Source organism: Arthrobacter sp. USHLN218 (assembly GCF_037144715.1).
Lineage (GTDB): Bacteria > Actinomycetota > Actinomycetes > Actinomycetales > Micrococcaceae > Crystallibacter.
The window spans coordinates 76,569-92,438 of the sequence record NZ_JBBCYT010000010.1; the positions used below are offsets into that span (position 1 = coordinate 76,569).

Annotated in this window: 15 protein-coding genes; 9 read left to right on the plus strand and 6 right to left on the minus strand. The window is 68.9% G+C overall.

All coding sequences use genetic code 11. The annotated features are described in order from the left end of the window. Positions 1–29: 29 nt before the first annotated feature. Genes WFH44_RS19300 through WFH44_RS19315 form a run of 4 tightly spaced genes read right to left on the minus strand, consistent with a single transcriptional unit; the run spans position 30 to position 5,045 of the window. Positions 30–1,253, minus strand: coding sequence for a substrate-binding domain-containing protein (locus tag WFH44_RS19300; protein ID WP_336715972.1), 1,224 nt, complete (start codon positions 1,251–1,253; stop codon positions 30–32). Next, on the minus strand, positions 1,253–2,368 hold the full coding sequence (locus tag WFH44_RS19305; RefSeq protein WP_336715974.1) for an ABC transporter permease: 1,116 nt from the start codon (positions 2,366–2,368) through the stop codon (positions 1,253–1,255). The genes WFH44_RS19300 and WFH44_RS19305 overlap by 1 nt, the downstream gene beginning before the upstream one ends. Beyond that, positions 2,365–3,402: an ABC transporter permease gene (locus WFH44_RS19310; protein ID WP_336715976.1), complete on the minus strand. Its 1,038-nt coding sequence runs from the start codon at positions 3,400–3,402 to the stop codon at positions 2,365–2,367. The genes WFH44_RS19305 and WFH44_RS19310 overlap by 4 nt, the downstream gene beginning before the upstream one ends. Further along, positions 3,399–5,045: a sugar ABC transporter ATP-binding protein gene (locus WFH44_RS19315; RefSeq protein WP_336715978.1), complete on the minus strand. Its 1,647-nt coding sequence runs from the start codon at positions 5,043–5,045 to the stop codon at positions 3,399–3,401. The genes WFH44_RS19310 and WFH44_RS19315 overlap by 4 nt, the downstream gene beginning before the upstream one ends. Positions 5,046–5,161: 116 nt before the next feature. Between WFH44_RS19315 and WFH44_RS19320 the strand changes: the two genes are divergently transcribed. Beyond that, a complete protein-coding gene (locus WFH44_RS19320; protein WP_336715980.1) occupies positions 5,162–6,358 on the plus strand; it encodes an ROK family transcriptional regulator in 1,197 nt (398 codons plus the stop codon). A 3-nt stretch (positions 6,359–6,361) separates the two neighbouring features. Here the strand turns inward: WFH44_RS19320 and WFH44_RS19325 are convergent, their stop codons facing one another. Then, on the minus strand, positions 6,362–6,781 hold the full coding sequence (locus WFH44_RS19325; protein WP_336715982.1) for a VOC family protein: 420 nt from the start codon (positions 6,779–6,781) through the stop codon (positions 6,362–6,364). 144 nt (positions 6,782–6,925) lie between these two features. On the opposite strand from WFH44_RS19325, the gene pyrE reads away from it, so the two are divergent. The 8 genes from pyrE to WFH44_RS19365 all read left to right on the plus strand — a co-directional run bounded on the left by pyrE (position 6,926) and on the right by WFH44_RS19365 (position 14,785). Further along, positions 6,926–7,492, plus strand: a complete 567-nt coding sequence (gene pyrE, locus WFH44_RS19330) for an orotate phosphoribosyltransferase (RefSeq protein ID WP_336715984.1) — start codon at positions 6,926–6,928, stop codon at positions 7,490–7,492. Positions 7,493–7,517: 25 nt separating this feature from the next. After that, positions 7,518–8,528, plus strand: a complete 1,011-nt coding sequence (locus tag WFH44_RS19335; RefSeq protein ID WP_336715985.1) for a thioesterase domain-containing protein — start codon at positions 7,518–7,520, stop codon at positions 8,526–8,528. Between the two features lie 70 nt (positions 8,529–8,598). After that, positions 8,599–11,280, plus strand: coding sequence for an ATP-dependent helicase HrpB (gene hrpB / locus WFH44_RS19340; RefSeq protein WP_442892937.1), 2,682 nt, complete (start codon positions 8,599–8,601; stop codon positions 11,278–11,280). Positions 11,281–11,392: 112 nt separating this feature from the next. Beyond that, on the plus strand, positions 11,393–12,034 hold the full coding sequence (locus WFH44_RS19345) for a TrmH family RNA methyltransferase (RefSeq protein WP_336715988.1): 642 nt from the start codon (positions 11,393–11,395) through the stop codon (positions 12,032–12,034). A gap of 255 nt (positions 12,035–12,289) precedes the next feature. Beyond that, on the plus strand, positions 12,290–12,487 hold the full coding sequence (locus WFH44_RS19350; protein WP_336715990.1) for a hypothetical protein: 198 nt from the start codon (positions 12,290–12,292) through the stop codon (positions 12,485–12,487). Positions 12,488–12,571: 84 nt separating this feature from the next. After that, positions 12,572–13,618 carry a class II fructose-bisphosphate aldolase gene (gene fbaA / locus WFH44_RS19355; RefSeq protein WP_264796153.1) on the plus strand — a complete coding sequence of 349 codons (1,047 nt, stop codon included), beginning with the start codon at positions 12,572–12,574 and terminating at the stop codon, positions 13,616–13,618. Between the two features lie 2 nt (positions 13,619–13,620). Beyond that, positions 13,621–14,040, plus strand: a complete 420-nt coding sequence (locus tag WFH44_RS19360; RefSeq protein WP_336715991.1) for a DUF3151 domain-containing protein — start codon at positions 13,621–13,623, stop codon at positions 14,038–14,040. Positions 14,041–14,158: 118 nt separating this feature from the next. Then, positions 14,159–14,785, plus strand: coding sequence for a thymidine kinase (locus tag WFH44_RS19365; protein WP_336716052.1), 627 nt, complete (start codon positions 14,159–14,161; stop codon positions 14,783–14,785). Positions 14,786–14,849: 64 nt separating this feature from the next. Here WFH44_RS19365 and WFH44_RS19370 read toward each other — a convergent pair whose 3' ends face one another. Beyond that, the gene (locus tag WFH44_RS19370) at positions 14,850–15,704 is read right to left on the minus strand and encodes a DUF72 domain-containing protein (RefSeq protein ID WP_336715992.1); all 855 of its coding nucleotides are present in this window, start codon (positions 15,702–15,704) and stop codon (positions 14,850–14,852) included. Positions 15,705–15,870: the final 166 nt, after the last annotated feature.

The following is a 15,870-nucleotide window of genomic DNA, read 5'->3' on the forward strand; positions in this document are numbered from 1 at the left end:
GGATGGTGCTGGTTGGTGTTAGTCCGGCGTCAGGGCATCTGCCGCTGCTGCCAGACCTCCGGGTAGCCGGGCAGGTCCTCACCGCCGAATTTGGCGTAGTGCCCGTCCGGCATGCCATCGTTGCGCTCCAGCCAGTTGTCGAGCTCTTCAGCGGGGATCGGTTTCTGCGGCAGCACCCACTCGGCGGGAACTTCTTCGCCGGCGAAGATCTTCTGGACAGCCAGCAGCGGGGTGCGCCACTGGAAGTTGGAGTAGACCGGGGCGATGGCGTCCATCCCGGTGTCCTTCCACTTACGCAGGAAGCTCAGCTCGTCTTCGCCGGTCATCACCGGCAGGTCCTTGCCGGCATCCTCGAAGGCCTCGATGGCCGCGACCGCCCCGTCGCCGGCATCCATCCAGATGCCCTGGACGTCACCGGTGGCCAGTTCGTCGGAGATGATCTTCTTGATCTCGGTAGGATCGGCACCGGTGAAGTAGTCCGTTGCCTCGATGCCCTTCTCCGCGAAGATCTTCTCCGCGGCCGCCCACCGCTGTTCCAGCACGTCCACGCCGGGCAGGATGCGCAGCGCGACAACCTTGTCGCCTTCCTGCAGCCGCTCGGTCAGGAAGTTCGCGCTGTCGATGCCCCAGGCGAAACCGCCGATCGGGTGGATGAACGTGGTCGCGCAGTCCGTCTCGACGCCGCGGTCGAAGACCACCACCGGCTTGCCGGTTTCGCAGGCACGTTCCACCGCGGGCGTCAGGGCCGCCGTGGAGTTGGGCGAGATGATGAACGCGTCGCAGTTGCCCTCGTTGATGAAGTAGTCGATATCGGCGATCTGGGTATTGTCGTTGTCCTTGGCATCGCGGGTTTCCATCTCCGAAACCACGCCCTCGTCCTGCAGCACCTTCAGTTGCTGGTTCATGGTGATCCAGCCGGTCTGCCGCCAGGGGTTGGAGATGGACGCGTTGGCGAAGCAGACCTTGTGGCCGCCGCCAGCGGCGAACTTCGACGTGTCCGTCATGTCGCCGGCGATGTACTGGAGCCAGGGCTCGTCCGGGTTGCCTTCGAAAGTGGCGGTGCGCTGTTGGTTCTGCTCGTCGTATAGCGCCTGGTCAAACCACTCGGCCTGCTCGGTCGCGCCGGGCGAGGCGCCTTCCGAAGCAGCTCCGGTATCCCCAGTAATGGATGAGTCGGTCGTGCACGCGGTCAGCGCCAGCAACGATGATGCCGCTGCGAGCGTGACCGCTGTCCGGATCCTCTTGGTGCGCATCAGTATCCGTTTCCTCCCTGTTCGGTGCCCTTGGCGGGCGTTGCTGACGTTGCGGTAAGACGGTGTTGCCCGGCGCGCGCTGGAAGGGCGCTGCCCCTGCGCCGGCGCTGCCACGACCTGGCCGCTGCGGCCACGGCGGCGATGATGATGACGCCCTGCACGGTGTCCCGCCAGGTGGATTCGACCCCCAGGAAATTCAGCAGCGTGAAAAGCGACTCCAGCGCGAAGGCGCCGGCGGCGGCCGAGAGCAGCCAGCCGCGGCCGCCGCCCAGCACCACTCCGCCCAGGACGACGGCGGTAATCGCCGTGAATTCGTATCCCCGGCCGACCGAGGGGTGCACGCCCGCGTACCCGACCAGCAGGATTCCGCTGACCGTCGCCGCCAGCGAGGAGAGCATAAAGGCCTTGGTCCGGACCCACCAGACCCGGGCGCCGGTCAGCGCCGCCGCGGCGGAGTTATCTCCGGCCGCGATGAGTGTCCGGCCGTAGGGCCGGCGCATCAGCCAGAATCCCAGTGCGGCTGCCGCGGCCAGGATAAGGACCGGGTACGGGATGACGCCGAAGACCGGTACGTCCTGGATCCCGCCGCGGCCGATCTGGCGGAAGCTGTCGGCCGGATTCCCCTGGGCTGCGCCGCCGGTCCAGAACATGACCAGCCCGAACAGGGCGAGCATCATGCCCAGCGTGACAATGAAGCTGGGCACCTTCAGCAGCGTCGTCACCAGGCCGTTGATCAGTCCGATCAGCGCGCCGAGGACCAGCATGAGCAGAAGGACCGGAACGACCTTGGCGTCGTCGTCCCCGATCAGGTTTCCGGCCACAATGACCTGCATCGTGACCACGGAACCCATGGAGAGGTCGAACTCGCCGGCCACGATCACGAAGTACTGGCCGATTGCAGCGATAGCGATCGGCGCGGTGCGGCCGATGAAGCGGATGAAGGACTCGGGTTCGCCGAAGGACGGATTGACAACGATGATCGCAGCCAGCAGCGCCACTAACAGTAGGAAGACGGCGCCCCCGGGGGTGGCCAGGCCGCGCAGGAAGCGTTCGCCGGCGCCGGCGCGGTTCTGCTGCAGGACGGGGGCGCCCTCGGTCGGCAGGGTCCGGCTCATGCCGCCACCTCCTGCTTCCTGGCCGGTTCGTCCGGCTGGCCGTGGCCGAAGCGGGGCGGGCGCCTGACGATGCTGCGCCGGGCGTAGACGGCCACGGCGACCACGATGACGACGCCGCGGACGACGTCCTTCAGGAACGGGTTCACCTGCATGACCGACATGATGTTGTCCAGCATTGCGAAGATGAGGACGCCGCCCAGGGTTCCGGTGATGGTTCCCTTGCCGCCCGAGAGCAGGGTTCCGCCCAGGACCACCGCGGCGATGGACAGCAGATCGTAGCCGCCCTGGGATCCGACAGTCGGGCTGCCTACGCCGAGGCGGCTGGCCAGCAGCAGTCCGGCCATGCCGGCAAGGAGCGAGCAGAGGACGTGGGCCGTGATGATCGGCGTTTGGACGCGGATGCCGGACATTCGGGCCACATTCAGGTCGCCGCCGACGGCGTAGATGTGGTGGCCCGTCCGCGTGCGGTGGAGCAGCAGCATTGCCAGGACGGCGCAGCCGAGCATGATCAGGGTCGAGATCGGCACCGGCCCCAGGCCCGTGGCGCCGACCAGCCGGAAGGCGAACGGAGTTTGACCGAAGCTGCCCTTGAAATTAGTGGCCAGATAGCCGCTGATGATCAGGCCCATGCCCAGGGTGGCGATGAAGCCGTGCACTTTGAGGCCGGCGACAATGAGGCCGTTGGCCAAGCCGACCACTGCGGCGGCGGCCAGGGCCAGCAGCACGCCGGGCAGGATGTTCGCGCTGCTGTTGGCCATGACGCCCGCAGCAATCAGGCTGGTCAGGCTGGCGACGTACGGCACCGACAGGTCGAGGCTGCCGACCAGGATGACCAGGGTCTGCCCGATGGCGATGAAGCCCAGCACACTGGTGCCCGTGAGGATGCTGGAGATGTTCCCGGGGCTGAAGAAGTTCCGGCCGGTAGTGGCGACCAGTACGGCTCCGACGACGAGCGTCAGGAGGGCGACGAGGTAGACGATCTGGGTTGAGGACAGGCGGGCGAAGAAACCGCCGGCCTTGCGGGTGCTGTTCATGCCGGTTCCCCCTCACCTTCGCCGCCCGGCGGCGGGAAGCTGCCGGGACGTGCGCTGCCGCCGTCGTTGTATCCGCTGCCGTTCCGGGCGCCCGTGGCCAGCTGCAGGATCGCCTCTTCGCTGGCGCCGGCCGGCAGCTCGCCGGCGAGGCGGCCGTCCCGCATCACGAGGATCCGGTCCGACATGCCGATGACCTCGGGCAGTTCACTGGAGACCATCAGTACGGCCGCGCCTTCGGAAGCGAGCTGGCGCATCAGGCGGTAAACGGCCACCTTCGCGCCGACGTCTATGCCGCGGGTGGGCTCATCCAGCAGGACGATCCGCGGACTGATCGCCAGCCACTTGGCCAGGACCACCTTCTGCTGGTTGCCGCCGGAGAGGTACTGCACTTCCTGGTCCAGGTCCCGGGCGACGACTTCGAGGGTCGAGAACATGCCTGGGACTTCCTGCCTCACGGCGCCAGTCCGGCGGGGGAAGACCGAGCGGATCACGCTGAGCGCGTTGTCGAGCAGGGACAGGTTCAGGCTGAGCCCCTCGGCCTTGCGGTCCTCGGTGATCAACGCGATGCGCCCGCGGATGGCCTGCCGGGGCGAACGTGGAAGCAGCTCGAGGCCGTCAACCCGCATGGTTCCACGGGTGAAGGGCTGCGCCCCGAAAACGGCCTGCACGAGCTCGGTGCGGCCGGAGCCCTGGAGCCCGGCAACGCCCACGATCTCTCCGGCCTCCACTTCGAGGTTGATGCCGTCGAGCTGGTCATTGCCCGCGTCGGAAAGTTCCAGCAGCGCCGTGGCGGACGGCGCCCCCTCGTCCTTCGGCAGCTTGTCCGGAAAGTAGGCCGACATCGGCCTGCCGACCATCATCCGGACCAAGGCGGAATCATCCAGCCCGGCGGCCGGACGGGTGTCGACGATGCGGCCGTCCTTCAGGACAGTGATCGTGTCGCACAGGTCGAAGATTTCGCGCAGGCGGTGCGAGACGTAGAGGATGGCGGTGCCGCGCTCGCGCAGCCTCTCGATGATGGTGTACAGAAGGTCCACCTCGGGACCGGCCAGGGCGGCCGTGGGTTCATCCATCGAGATGATCCGCGCGTCATAGCTGATGGCCTTGGCGATCTCGACGATCTGCTGCTCGGCCACCGAAAGCGATCTGACCTGCGCCGTCGGCCGGATGCTGGTGATGCCTAGGGAAGCGAGTAGATCTGCCGTCGTCCGGTTCATGAGTCCGCGGTTCACGAACAGGCCCTTGCGCGGTTCGCGGCCGAGGTAGATGTTCTCCGCCACGGACCGGTCCGGCAGCAGGTTGAACTCCTGGAAGACCGTGGACAGGCCCGCCTCGTGCGCCTGGGTGGGATGGCTGAAGTGGACTTCGCGGCCGTCGATCAGGACGGTGCCGTGGTCCCGCTGGTAGACGCCCGCGAGGACCTTCATCAAGGTCGACTTTCCCGCGCCGTTCTCGCCGACAAGGCCGTGGACCTCCCCGGCATGCAGGCTCAGGGCTGCGTCTTGGAGCACGGGAATGCCAAAAAAGCTCTTGCCCAGCCCGCGGACTTCCAGCACCGGCACTCGTCCGGGACGCCCTGCCGGCGCCTCGCCCGCCCCCGCCGAGGGGTCCGGAGCGGTGTATTCGCTGATGACCTTACCCACGCGCCCTACTGTGGCATGAGTCACATACTTTTGTCGAGAGTCAATCAAAAGTCGCGGCAAGGGGAGGGGTTAGTTCAGGGCAGACGAACCGAAGAGCGGCATGTTTTACTGAAAGCGTGTTGAAGCCCACTGCTCCGCCGGCCGGGAACGCCTTCCCGGCGCTGCCCGGTGCGAGCGACATTTTCCAGCTGCTGCGTGACGGCAGGCCGCGCACGCGATCCGAGCTGGCGCAGCTGACGGGCCTGGCACGCTCCACGGTCGCGTCCCGGGTGGAAGCGTTGCGGAAGCTTGGCTACATCGCCCCCTTCGGAGGAGCCGCCTCCACCGGCGGCAGGCCGCCGTCGTTGTTCGCCTTGAACCCGTCAGCGCGGGTGGTGGCGGGGGCGGACCTCGGCGCCACCCACGCCCTGGTCAGCCTGTCGGACCTCGCCGGCGAAGTGCTCGCCGAAGAGCGGGAGGCGCTGAACATCGCGGACGGGCCGGAAAAGGTGCTGGACTGGCTCGGTTCGGCGATCCGCCGCCTACTGGAGCAGGCGGGGCGGGCCGCTGAGGACCTTGGAGCCATCGGCATCGGGCTGCCCGGGCCGGTGGAGCATGAAACGGGACGGCCCATCAACCCGCCGATCATGCCGGGGTGGGACCGCGCGGACGTTCCGGCGATTGTGCAGCGCTACTTCAACGTGCCCGTGTTGGTGGACAACGATGTCAACATCATGGCGCTGGGTGAGCAGGCGGCCGCTTGGCCCGAGGTCCGGGACCTGATGTTCATCAAGGTCGCGACCGGAATCGGGGCCGGGATCATTTCCTCCGGTCAGCTTCAGCGCGGCGCCCAGGGCACGGCCGGAGACCTCGGCCACGTCCGGGTTCCGCGCGGCGGCGAGGTGCTGTGCCGCTGCGGCAACACCGGCTGCCTGGAGGCGCTCGCGGGCGGACCCGCGCTGGCCGCCGTCCTGGCCGGGGAAGGGCGGGCGGCCGAAACCAGCCAGGACGTCATAGACCTCGTGCGGGCCGGTGACCTGCAGGCGATTCATGTGGTCCGCCAGGCCGGCCGGGATATCGGCGACGTCGTGGCGACCTGCGTGAACCTGGTCAATCCCTCGGTGATAGCGATCGGCGGCAGCCTGGCCCAGGCGGGCGAGCACTTGCTGGCCGGCATCCGCGAGGTGGTCTACCGGCGATCGCTGCCGCTGGCCACCGAGCATCTGCGCATCGTACCGTCGGTGGCCGGGCAACGGGCCGGCGTGCTGGGGGCGGCCTCGCTGGCCATCAGCCACGTGCTCTCGCCCGAAGCCATCGAGGCCGCCACGCGCTAGCCGCTACTGCTGCGGCTGGCCGGCGATGTTGACCAGCCAGTTGATGCCGAACTTGTCCGTCAGCATGCCGAAAGTGTCTCCCCACGGCGCCTTCGAGAGCTGCTCGGCAACGTTGGCACCCTCCGCCAGCTTGTCCCAGTAGCCGCGCAACTCCGCTTCGTCGTCGCCGCTGAGCGAGATGGAGATGTTGTCCCCCGGGTTGTAATCCATGCTGTTCGGAGTGTCCGCACCCATCAGGACCAGGCCGTTCGGTGCCTCCAGCATGGAGTGCATCACCTTGTCCTTCTCGGCCGGATCATCGCTGGCGCCGTAGTCGCCGAAGGTGCTCGTGTTCAGGTCGCCGCCGAAGACCGAGTGGTAAAAGGCCATGGCTTCCCGGGCGTTGTCGCGGAAACTCAGGTATGGATTGAGACGCGTGGTCATATCGTGTCCTTCTCTTGAGCTCTTTGGGACGTACGGGTCCCAGTATTCAGGGCGGAGCGAATGAGCGGAAGCCCCCAGCCGCGGGCATCCGGCCCTGGGCAACGGTCGGCAGGGTGTGGGCGCGCGACTATTAGACTGGTGGGCATGACCCAGACTTCTTCCGTGGACCGCGCCCGCCTGCTCGAATTAATCAAGGAACTGGCGGTGGTCCGTGGAAAGGTCACGCTGTCCAGCGGCGCCGAAGCGGACTACTACATCGACCTGCGCCGGGTCACACTGCACCACGAGGCATCTCGGCTGGTGGGCCGGGTGATGCTGCAGATGCTGGACGAGGCGGGCATCGATTTCGCGACGGCGGGCGGCCTGACCATGGGCGCGGATCCGGTCGGTACGGCTGTGATGCACGCCGCGACGGACGCAGGACGGGAGATCGACGCGTTCGTGGTGCGCAAGGCCCAGAAGTCCTACGGCATGGGCCGCCAGGTGGAGGGTCCGGACGTGAAGGGCCGCCCCGTCGTCGTACTGGAAGATACCTCGACGACCGGCGGTTCCGCGCTGACGGCGGTGGAGGGCGTCCGCAACGCCGGCGGCGAGGTCAGGGCTGTGGCGGTGATCGTGGACCGCGATACCGGTGCGAAGGAGCGGATCGAGAAGGAAGCCGGCGTGCCCTATCTGTTCGCATTCGGCAAGGACGAGCTGGGCCTCGACTAGGCCGCTGGCGGCGGCCGGCAACACGATGGCTTTTCGCGAGGACGAGCACGCCCGCCGGCTGAGGCTGGCCGCCGGGATGCACCGTGTCTCGCGGCGCTCCTTCCTGGTCGGGTCCGTCTTCGGGCTGGCGACCGCGGCCGACCTCGTGGCCACCAAGACCGTCCAGGAGCAACGCCGGCTTCCGCAGATCCTGAACCTGCCGGATACATACGCCGAAGAGAATTTTCCAAGCACGAGCTGGATACTCTTTCCCGGATACAAGACCAGCTGGGAAGAGGGCCTGTTCATCCTGAACTCGCTGCGGCCTGCGCTCACGCAGCGCGGACAGATGGCGGTGGCGGGATATTCCAACCAAGGCATGGATCTCCAGCACCTCGCGGAGGTGCTGGACCGGTACGTCCACGAGCGGCAGCTGCGGCATCTGTATTTCTACGGGCACAGTTTCGGCGGCATGGTCGCGGTGGAGATGACCGCGCGCATGCTGGCCAAGGGCGTGGACGTGCGGCTGATCATGATGGATTCCAGCCCATACAGCCGCTTCGACGTGCTGGACCAGGCGATGTTCGAAAGGGTCGTCTTCTTCTATGAGGCCGGTTACCGTGTGCCCAGCTACCTGCGCGGCGGCTACGAGCTCGGCGAACGGATCGTCAACAAGCACGAGCGCAGCTGGCGCCAGGTTTTGGAACAGACCCTGGAGCAGTTGTCCCCGCTGGCCGTTTCCAGCACGCTGATCCAGTCGCAGTCCTCGTACATCTACCACTTCGACGCCAAGCGCTTCCAGCACAGCATCGGGGACACCAAGATTGCCTGGATGGGCAACCCCGACGACGGCACGGTGGACTATCGAACCGCGCGACGCAGCTGGAGCGTGAACTTCAAGGCGAACCTGCTCACGGCCGACCTCGTCACGCATGGGGCGCTCCCGGCGCACGCGTCGCCGCAGTGGAATCCGGGCATTTACCAGCCGCTGATCGAGGGGGTCGAGGACGAGTTCTTCCCCATGCCCGGCGGCGGCAAGAGCGTGTCGGTGTACTAACCCTCCACAAGCCGGCACCGTCCACACAGCGAGGGGCGGCCGGAGCTGCTGCCACCTGCCGGAGGGGAGAATGGGAAGCGTGACAGCCTCGCCCCGCGTTCCCGATGCCCGTGACCCGTTCGACCTTGCCGCCATCGGCCGCGGACTGGTTTTCGCGCGGTCGCTGGACGAGCTCGCGGCGGCGCTGAACGAGGGCGCGCCGGCGGGCACCGCGGTGGTGCAGGCGCCGCCGGGCACCGGCAAGACCACGCTGGTCCCGCCGCTGGTGGCCAACCTCGCCGCCGGCAACACCTCCGCGGGGCGGCGCTCCCGGCCCCGCGTGGTGGTTACGCAGCCGCGCCGGGTCGCCGCCCGCGCCGCGGCACGCCGCCTGGCCTTTCTCGACGGCGGCCGGCTGGGCGACCGGGTCGGCTACACAGTGCGCGGGGAGCGCAGGACCGGCCCCGGCACGCTGATCGAATTCGTCACGCCCGGAATCCTGCTGCGCCGCCTGCTCGCGGATCCCGGGCTGGAGGGGACGGCGGCGGTGGTCCTGGACGAGGTGCACGAGCGCGGGCTGGAGACGGACCTGCTGGTGGGCATGCTCGGCGAGGTCCGGCAGCTGCGCGATGACCTGGCGCTGGTGGCCATGTCCGCCACCCTGGACGCACCGCGCTTCGCGTCCCTCATCGGGAAGTACGACGGCGGCGGGCCGGCCCCCGTGGTCGACTGTCCTTCCGCGCTGCATCCGCTGGAGGTGGACTGGGTCCCGGCGCCGGGTCCGCGGCTGGACGAGCGGGGCGTCACCCGCGTCTTCCTGGACCACGTGGCGGACACGGCGGCCGAGGCACACCGGCGCGCGGTGGCCCGTGACCCCGGTGTCGATGCGCTGGTCTTTGTTCCGGGTGCCCGCGAGGTCTCCCACGTTGCGGCGCGGCTCGGCGGGAGGGCCGCGGGGACCGAGGTGCTGGAGCTGCACGGCCAGGTCAGTTCCGCGGCGCAGGACCGCGCCGTCTCCGGCCGCGAACCCGGCGGCCGCCCGCGCATCATCGTCTCCACGGCGCTGGCCGAATCCTCGCTGACGGTACCGGGTGTGCGGCTGGTGGTCGACTCCGGACTTGCCCGCGAGCCGCGCCGCGATTCGAACCGGGGGATGTCCGGCCTGGTGACGGTTTCCGCCTCCCGGGCGTCCGCCGAACAGCGGGCAGGCCGCGCAGCCCGGCAGGGACCGGGCACCGTGGTCCGCTGCTATGACCAGAGAAGCTTCGCCGCGGCGCCGGCCCATCCCACCCCGGAGATCGCCGCCGCTGACCTGGCCGGGGCTGCGCTGGTCCTGGCCTGCTGGGGCGCCCCCGGAGGGAAAGGCCTGGCGCTGCCCGATGCGCCGCCGGCGGGAGCCATGGAGGAGGCCATGCAGGTGCTGCGCGGTCTCGGCGCAGCGGCACCGGACGGGCTCGAGACCGAGCTGGGCCGGACGCTCGCCCGGATCCCGGCGGACCCGCGGCTGGCCCGGGCGCTGCTGGTCGGCGCCCGGCTGCTCGGCGGCAAAACCGGCGCCGGCCGCGCGGCCGAGGTGGTTGCCATGGCCGAGGGCGAGGCTAGGGCCCCTGGGGCGGACCTCACCCGGCTCCTCCCGGAGCTGCGTTCCGGCCGGAATCCCGCGTCCGGCCGCTGGCGGGAAGAAGTGCGCCGCATGGAAGCCATCGCCCGGGAGGAAGCCGACGGCGTCGTGTCGGACGCCGTGCTGCACGCGCCCGTCGCGGACGCGGAAGCCGTCGGGCTCGTCATCGCGCTGGCCTTCCCGGAGCGAGTGGCGCGGCGGATGCCGGGGCAGGCCCAGGCTCAGGAGAGCTACCTGCTGGCCTCCGGAACCCGCGCCGGGCTTCCCGCCGGAAGCTCGCTGGCCGGCCACGACTGGCTGGCGGTCGCCGAGGTGTCCCGGGCGCAGGGACGCGACGCGGCCGGCACGGGCGCCGTGATCCGTGCCGGCGCGCCGCTGGGGGCGGACACCGCGGAAGCGGCCGTCGGACACCTGCTCAGCGATGAGGTGCAGGCGAGGTTCGACGGCGGGAAGGTCGCCGCGCGGCGCGAGCGGCGGCTCGGGGCGATTCTGCTGGCCTCCACGCCGGTGAAGCCGTCGGCGCGGGAGGGCCACGCCGCCGTGACCCGGGCGCTCGCCGTCGAGGGCCTGGGCGTCATCGGCTGGTCCGATGCCGCCGACGCGCTCCGGCGCCGGCTCGCCTTGCTGCACCGCGAACTGGGAAGCCCGTGGCCGGACATGGCCGAGCCGGCGCTGCAGTCGCGGCTGGAGGAGTGGCTGGCGCCGGAGATCGACGCGCTCGCCGGCGGAACTCCGGTGGGGCGGATCAGCTTGGCGGACCCGCTGCGCCGGCTGCTGCCCTGGCCCGAAGCCGGCCGACTGGACGAGCTGGCGCCGGAGCGCCTCGAGGTGGCCAGCGGTTCGCGGGTGCGGATCGATTATCCGGACGTGGGGAACGACGGCGGCCGGCCCGTGGTGGCGGTCAAGCTGCAGGAGTGTTTCGGCTGGGCGGAGACGCCCCGGCTGGTGGACGGACGGGTACCGGTGCTGTTCCACCTGCTCTCCCCGGCCGGCCGGCCGCTCGCGGTGACGGACGACCTAGCCTCCTTCTGGTCCGGTCCATATGCTCAGGTCAGGGCCGAGATGCGCGGCCGGTACCCGAAACACCCATGGCCCGAAGACCCGTGGACGGCTCCGGCCACGGCGAAGACCAAGCGGCGGATGCAGGCGTGACCGGCGGCCACGCTCCGCTGCGCAGGCAGGACGCAACGCGAGCCGCAGGTCTGCGCCGGACCCTGCCCCCGCCGTCGTTAGCCCGGCCTGCGGGGTCGCCTACCCTTGAAAGGTGGAAGAGAACGATAACGCCGCCCCCGCCGTACCGAGCGTGGGCGTGGGGCCATGGGAAGGTCCGCTGCCCGAGGGCGGGCACTGGGATCCCGAACTGCTGGCCAACGGGGACACCCGGAACGTGGTGGACGAGTACCGCTACTGGAAGCACGAGGCGATCGTCGCGGACCTCGATTCCCGCCGGCACAGCTTCCATGTCGCGATCGAAAACTGGCAGCATGACCTGAACATCGGCTCGGTCGTGCGCACCGCCAACGCGTTCATGGCCAAGGAAGTCCACATCATCGGACGACGGCGGTGGAACCGGCGCGGGGCGATGGTCACCGACCGCTACCAGCATGTGCGGCACCATCCGACCGTGGAGGAATTCGTCGCCTGGGCGCAGGGCGAGGGCCTGCGCATCATCGGAATCGACAACTTCCCGGATTCCGTGCCGCTGGAGACCTACGACCTGCCGGAAAACTGCGTGCTGGTGTTCGGCCAGGAGGGCCCGGGGCTGACGCCGGAGGTGCACCAGGCCGCGGACGCGACGCTGTCCATTGCCCAGTTCGGCTCGACCCGTTCCATCAACGCGTCCGCGGCGGCGTCGATCGCCATGCACGCGTGGATCCGGCGCCACGTCTTCGGCCAGAAGGTCTGACCCACGCCGGGCCACCGACCTTCGACTCTGTTGGACCTCGCTGCCCGGGCCGATCATGGACACAGGCGTCGTGGATACACGCGTCGTACCGGGCAGAATCGGGGCGCCATGACAGCAGGACAGGGACGGTTCGATCAGGCACACCCTGGTGCGGCATCCCTGGACGGGAGCCGGGAGGGCCGCCGGCTTGGCATTGCGTGCACCGTTTTCGGGATGCTCGCGGCTCTGGCTTTTCTGTGGCTGTGGGTGTTGTCCGTGAGCCCTGCCTTGAATCCGCCCGACTGGATCCGGATCCTCGGTATCGCCGGGTTCCCGATCGGCATCGTCGGCTCCGCGGCCGTTGCCGTCGCGGCCCGCGGCACAGCAGCCGGACGGGCGTGGATCGCGGCCGGTCTGTCACTGGCTGCCGCCGCGCTCGTCGGCTTCGTCATCCTGGTCGCGGTCCTGGGCTGAGGACGCTTCACAGTTCTTTGTCCATGCCGCGCGTGCCGGCCCGCTGGCTAGGATGGGACATGGAGGCGTGAAGTCCTCAAGAACTTGTCTCTCTATCAAGGAGTCCGCATGCCTGTTGCAACCCCTGAGATCTATGCCGAGATGATCGACCGCGCCAAGAGCAGCGGCTTCGCCTACCCTGCCATCAACGTGACGTCGTCGCAGACGCTCAACGCCGCGCTGCAGGGCTTCGCCGACGCCGGTTCCGACGGCATCATCCAGGTTTCGACCGGCGGCGCCGCCTACTGGTCCGGCGCCGGTGTGAAGGACATGGTCGCCGGCTCGCTGGGCTTCGCCGCGTTCGCCCGCGAGGTCGCCAAGAAGTACCCGGTCAACGTCGCCCTGCACACGGACCACTGCCCGAAGGACAAGCTGGACGGCTTCGTGCTGCCGCTGCTCGCCGAGTCCGAGGCCGCCGTCAAGCGCGGCGAGGATCCGATCTTCCAGTCGCACATGTGGGACGGCTCCGCCGAAACCCTGGAAGAGAACCTGCGCATCGCCGAAGACCTGCTGGCCCGCACCGCGGCCGCCAAGATCATCCTCGAGGTGGAGATCGGCACCGTCGGCGGCGAGGAAGACGGCGTCGAGAACGAGATCAACGAGAAGCTCTACACCACCGTCGACGACGGACTGAAGACCATCGAGGCCCTCGGCGCCGGGGAGAAGGGCCGCTACATCACGGCGCTGACCTTCGGCAACGTCCACGGTGTCTACAAGCCGGGCGGCGTCAAGCTGCGCCCCGAACTGCTCAAGCAGATCCAGGACGAGGTCGGCGGCAAGATCGGCAAGGACAAGCCGTTCGACCTGGTGTTCCACGGCGGCTCCGGTTCCTCGGCGCAGGAAATCGCCGACGCGGTCTCCTACGGCGTCATCAAGATGAACGTGGACACGGACACCCAGTACGCCTTCACCCGCCCGGTGGCCGGGCACATGTTCGCCAACTACGACGGCGTGCTCAAGGTTGACGGCGAGGTCGGCAACAAGAAGACCTACGACCCCCGCGTGTGGGGCGCCGCCGCGGAGAAGAACATGGCCGCCCGCGTTGTCGAGGCTGCCCAGCAGCTCGGCTCCGCCGGAAAGTCGGTCAAGTAGACGTGGCCGAATTCCGCAAGAACCTGCTCGGCCCGGACGCCACCGAACTGCCGGAGGAGACCGAGGTGCTGGCCCGGCTCGACGCCGGAGACGAGGCCATTGACCTCGCCGCCAAGCACCCGACGTCGTCGTTGGTCTGGGCCGTCCTGGCGGACGAAGCCTTCGCCGAAGGCCGGACCATCGAGTCCTACGCCTTCGCCCGCGTCGGCTACCACCGGGGCCTGGACGCGCTGCGCCGCGCGGGCTGGCGCGGCGCGGGGCCCATCCCGTGGGAGCACGAGCCGAACCGCGGTTTCCTGCGCGCCCTCTACGCGCTGGGCCGCGCCGCAGCGGCCATCGGCGAGAGCGAGGAAGTCGCCCGGATCAATAAGTTCCTGGACGAGTCCGACCCCTCGGCGAAGGCCGCGATCGAAGGCGCCTGAGCGCTGAGCGGAACTTCAACAGGAAACGGGAGCTGCCTGCGGGCACGCTCCCGTTTCCTGTCTTCGCGGCCGTCCTTCGCGCATTAGAATCGACGCCGGACCGTTTGAAAGGACGATGTTGGCCAAGCTCTATTTCCGCTACGGCGCCATGAACTCCGGGAAATCCACCGGGCTGCTGCAGGTCGCGTTCAACTATGAGGAGCGCGGGCAGCGGGTGGTGCTGGCCAAGCCGCACGTCGACACAAAGGGTGACACGGCCATCGTGTCCCGCCTCGGCGTCAAGCGCGACGCGGACTTCCTGATCCGGCCCGGCGAGCCGGTGCGGGAGCGCTTCGCGCAGATGGCCTCCGGCGAGGACCCGGACGCGCTGCTCGAACATGTCGACGTCCAGCCGGTGGCATGCCTGCTGGTGGACGAGGCACAGTTCCTCGAACCGGAGCAGGTAGACGACCTGTTCCGCATCGCCGTCCTGGACAACGTGCCGGTCCTGGCCTACGGCATCCGCACCGACTTCCGCACCGAGGCGTTCCCCGGCGCGCGCCGCCTGCTGGAGATCGCCCACACGCTCGAGGAGCTGAAGACCATCTGCCGCTGCGGGCGCAAGGCCGTCTTCAACACCCGCCGGGTGGGCGACGAAATCGTGTTCGACGGCGACCAAGTGGCCATCGACGGCCAGGACGTGTCCTACGAGTCGCTCTGCGGCACCTGCTACCTCGAGGCATCGGGCAGCCGGCTCGGCTCCTGAACCCGGGGAATAACGACGAACGGCGCGCACTTCCGCGGTTCGGCCCGGCTGCAGCCCCGGGAACCTAGGGCCGCGGGCCGAGCCGCTCGGCCAGCCCCATGGCGTTGTAGGGCGCGTGCACCTTCACGTCGTTATCGAAATACACGTACGCGTCCCGGCCCCTGCCGTCCGGGCAGCCCGTGCCGTCCAGCCAGCCGTGCACCTTTACGGCCCAGCGGTCCAAGTCCTCATCACTGTACCCGCTGACGTAGAGCTCGTCCTTTCCATGCAGCCGCACGTAGACGAAGTCCGCCGTGACCTCGTCCAGCATCGGCCACGTCCCGGCGCTGTCGGCCATGACCAGGGCCGTGTTGGTCCGCCGCAGCTGCTCGTAGAACCGCTCGTCGATGAAGGTGGTGCTGCGCACCTCCATCGCATGCCGCAGCGGAAGGTCCTCGGCCACCTCGAACCAGGACCGGTCCTTCACCTTGTCGGTGTGCTCGGACGCGAGGCGCGCCGCCGCCGTCGTTGTCCTTGGCAGGAGCGCCAGGAATTCCTCGACGACGGCGGGGTCATAGCCCAGGTTTTCCGGGGTCTGCCAGAGGAACGGGCCCAGCTTGCCGCCGAGCGCGAGCATGCCTGAGGCGAAGAAGTTGGCCAGTGCCGGGCGGGTGTTGCGCAGTCGCTGCATGTGCGTCACGTAGCGGCCGCCCTTGACCGCGAAGACGAACCCGGACGGCGTGGCGTCGCGCCACTGCTGCCAGTTGGAGGGCCGCTGCAGCGAGTAGAAGGAGCCATTGAGCTCGAGGGAGTCCAGATGCCCGGAGGCGTATTCGAGCTCCCGCCGCTGCGGCAGCCCCTTGGGGTAGAACGTGCCGCGCCACGGCGCGTAGCGCCATCCGGAAATGCCGATCCGCGCGACCGGCTCTGCTGCCGCCATAAGCCGAACGTACCTCCAATGTCTCCCGATTCCGGCCGGCGGCGGCAGATCGGCTAAACTTGGCTGGTAAGAGCCCCAAAACTCCGCGCGAGTACGGGGCGTTCTCATGCGTGGCGGGGCTGCCGGCAGGCCGAGTCCTCCTTCAGGTTCCCGCTGCATCGATGGG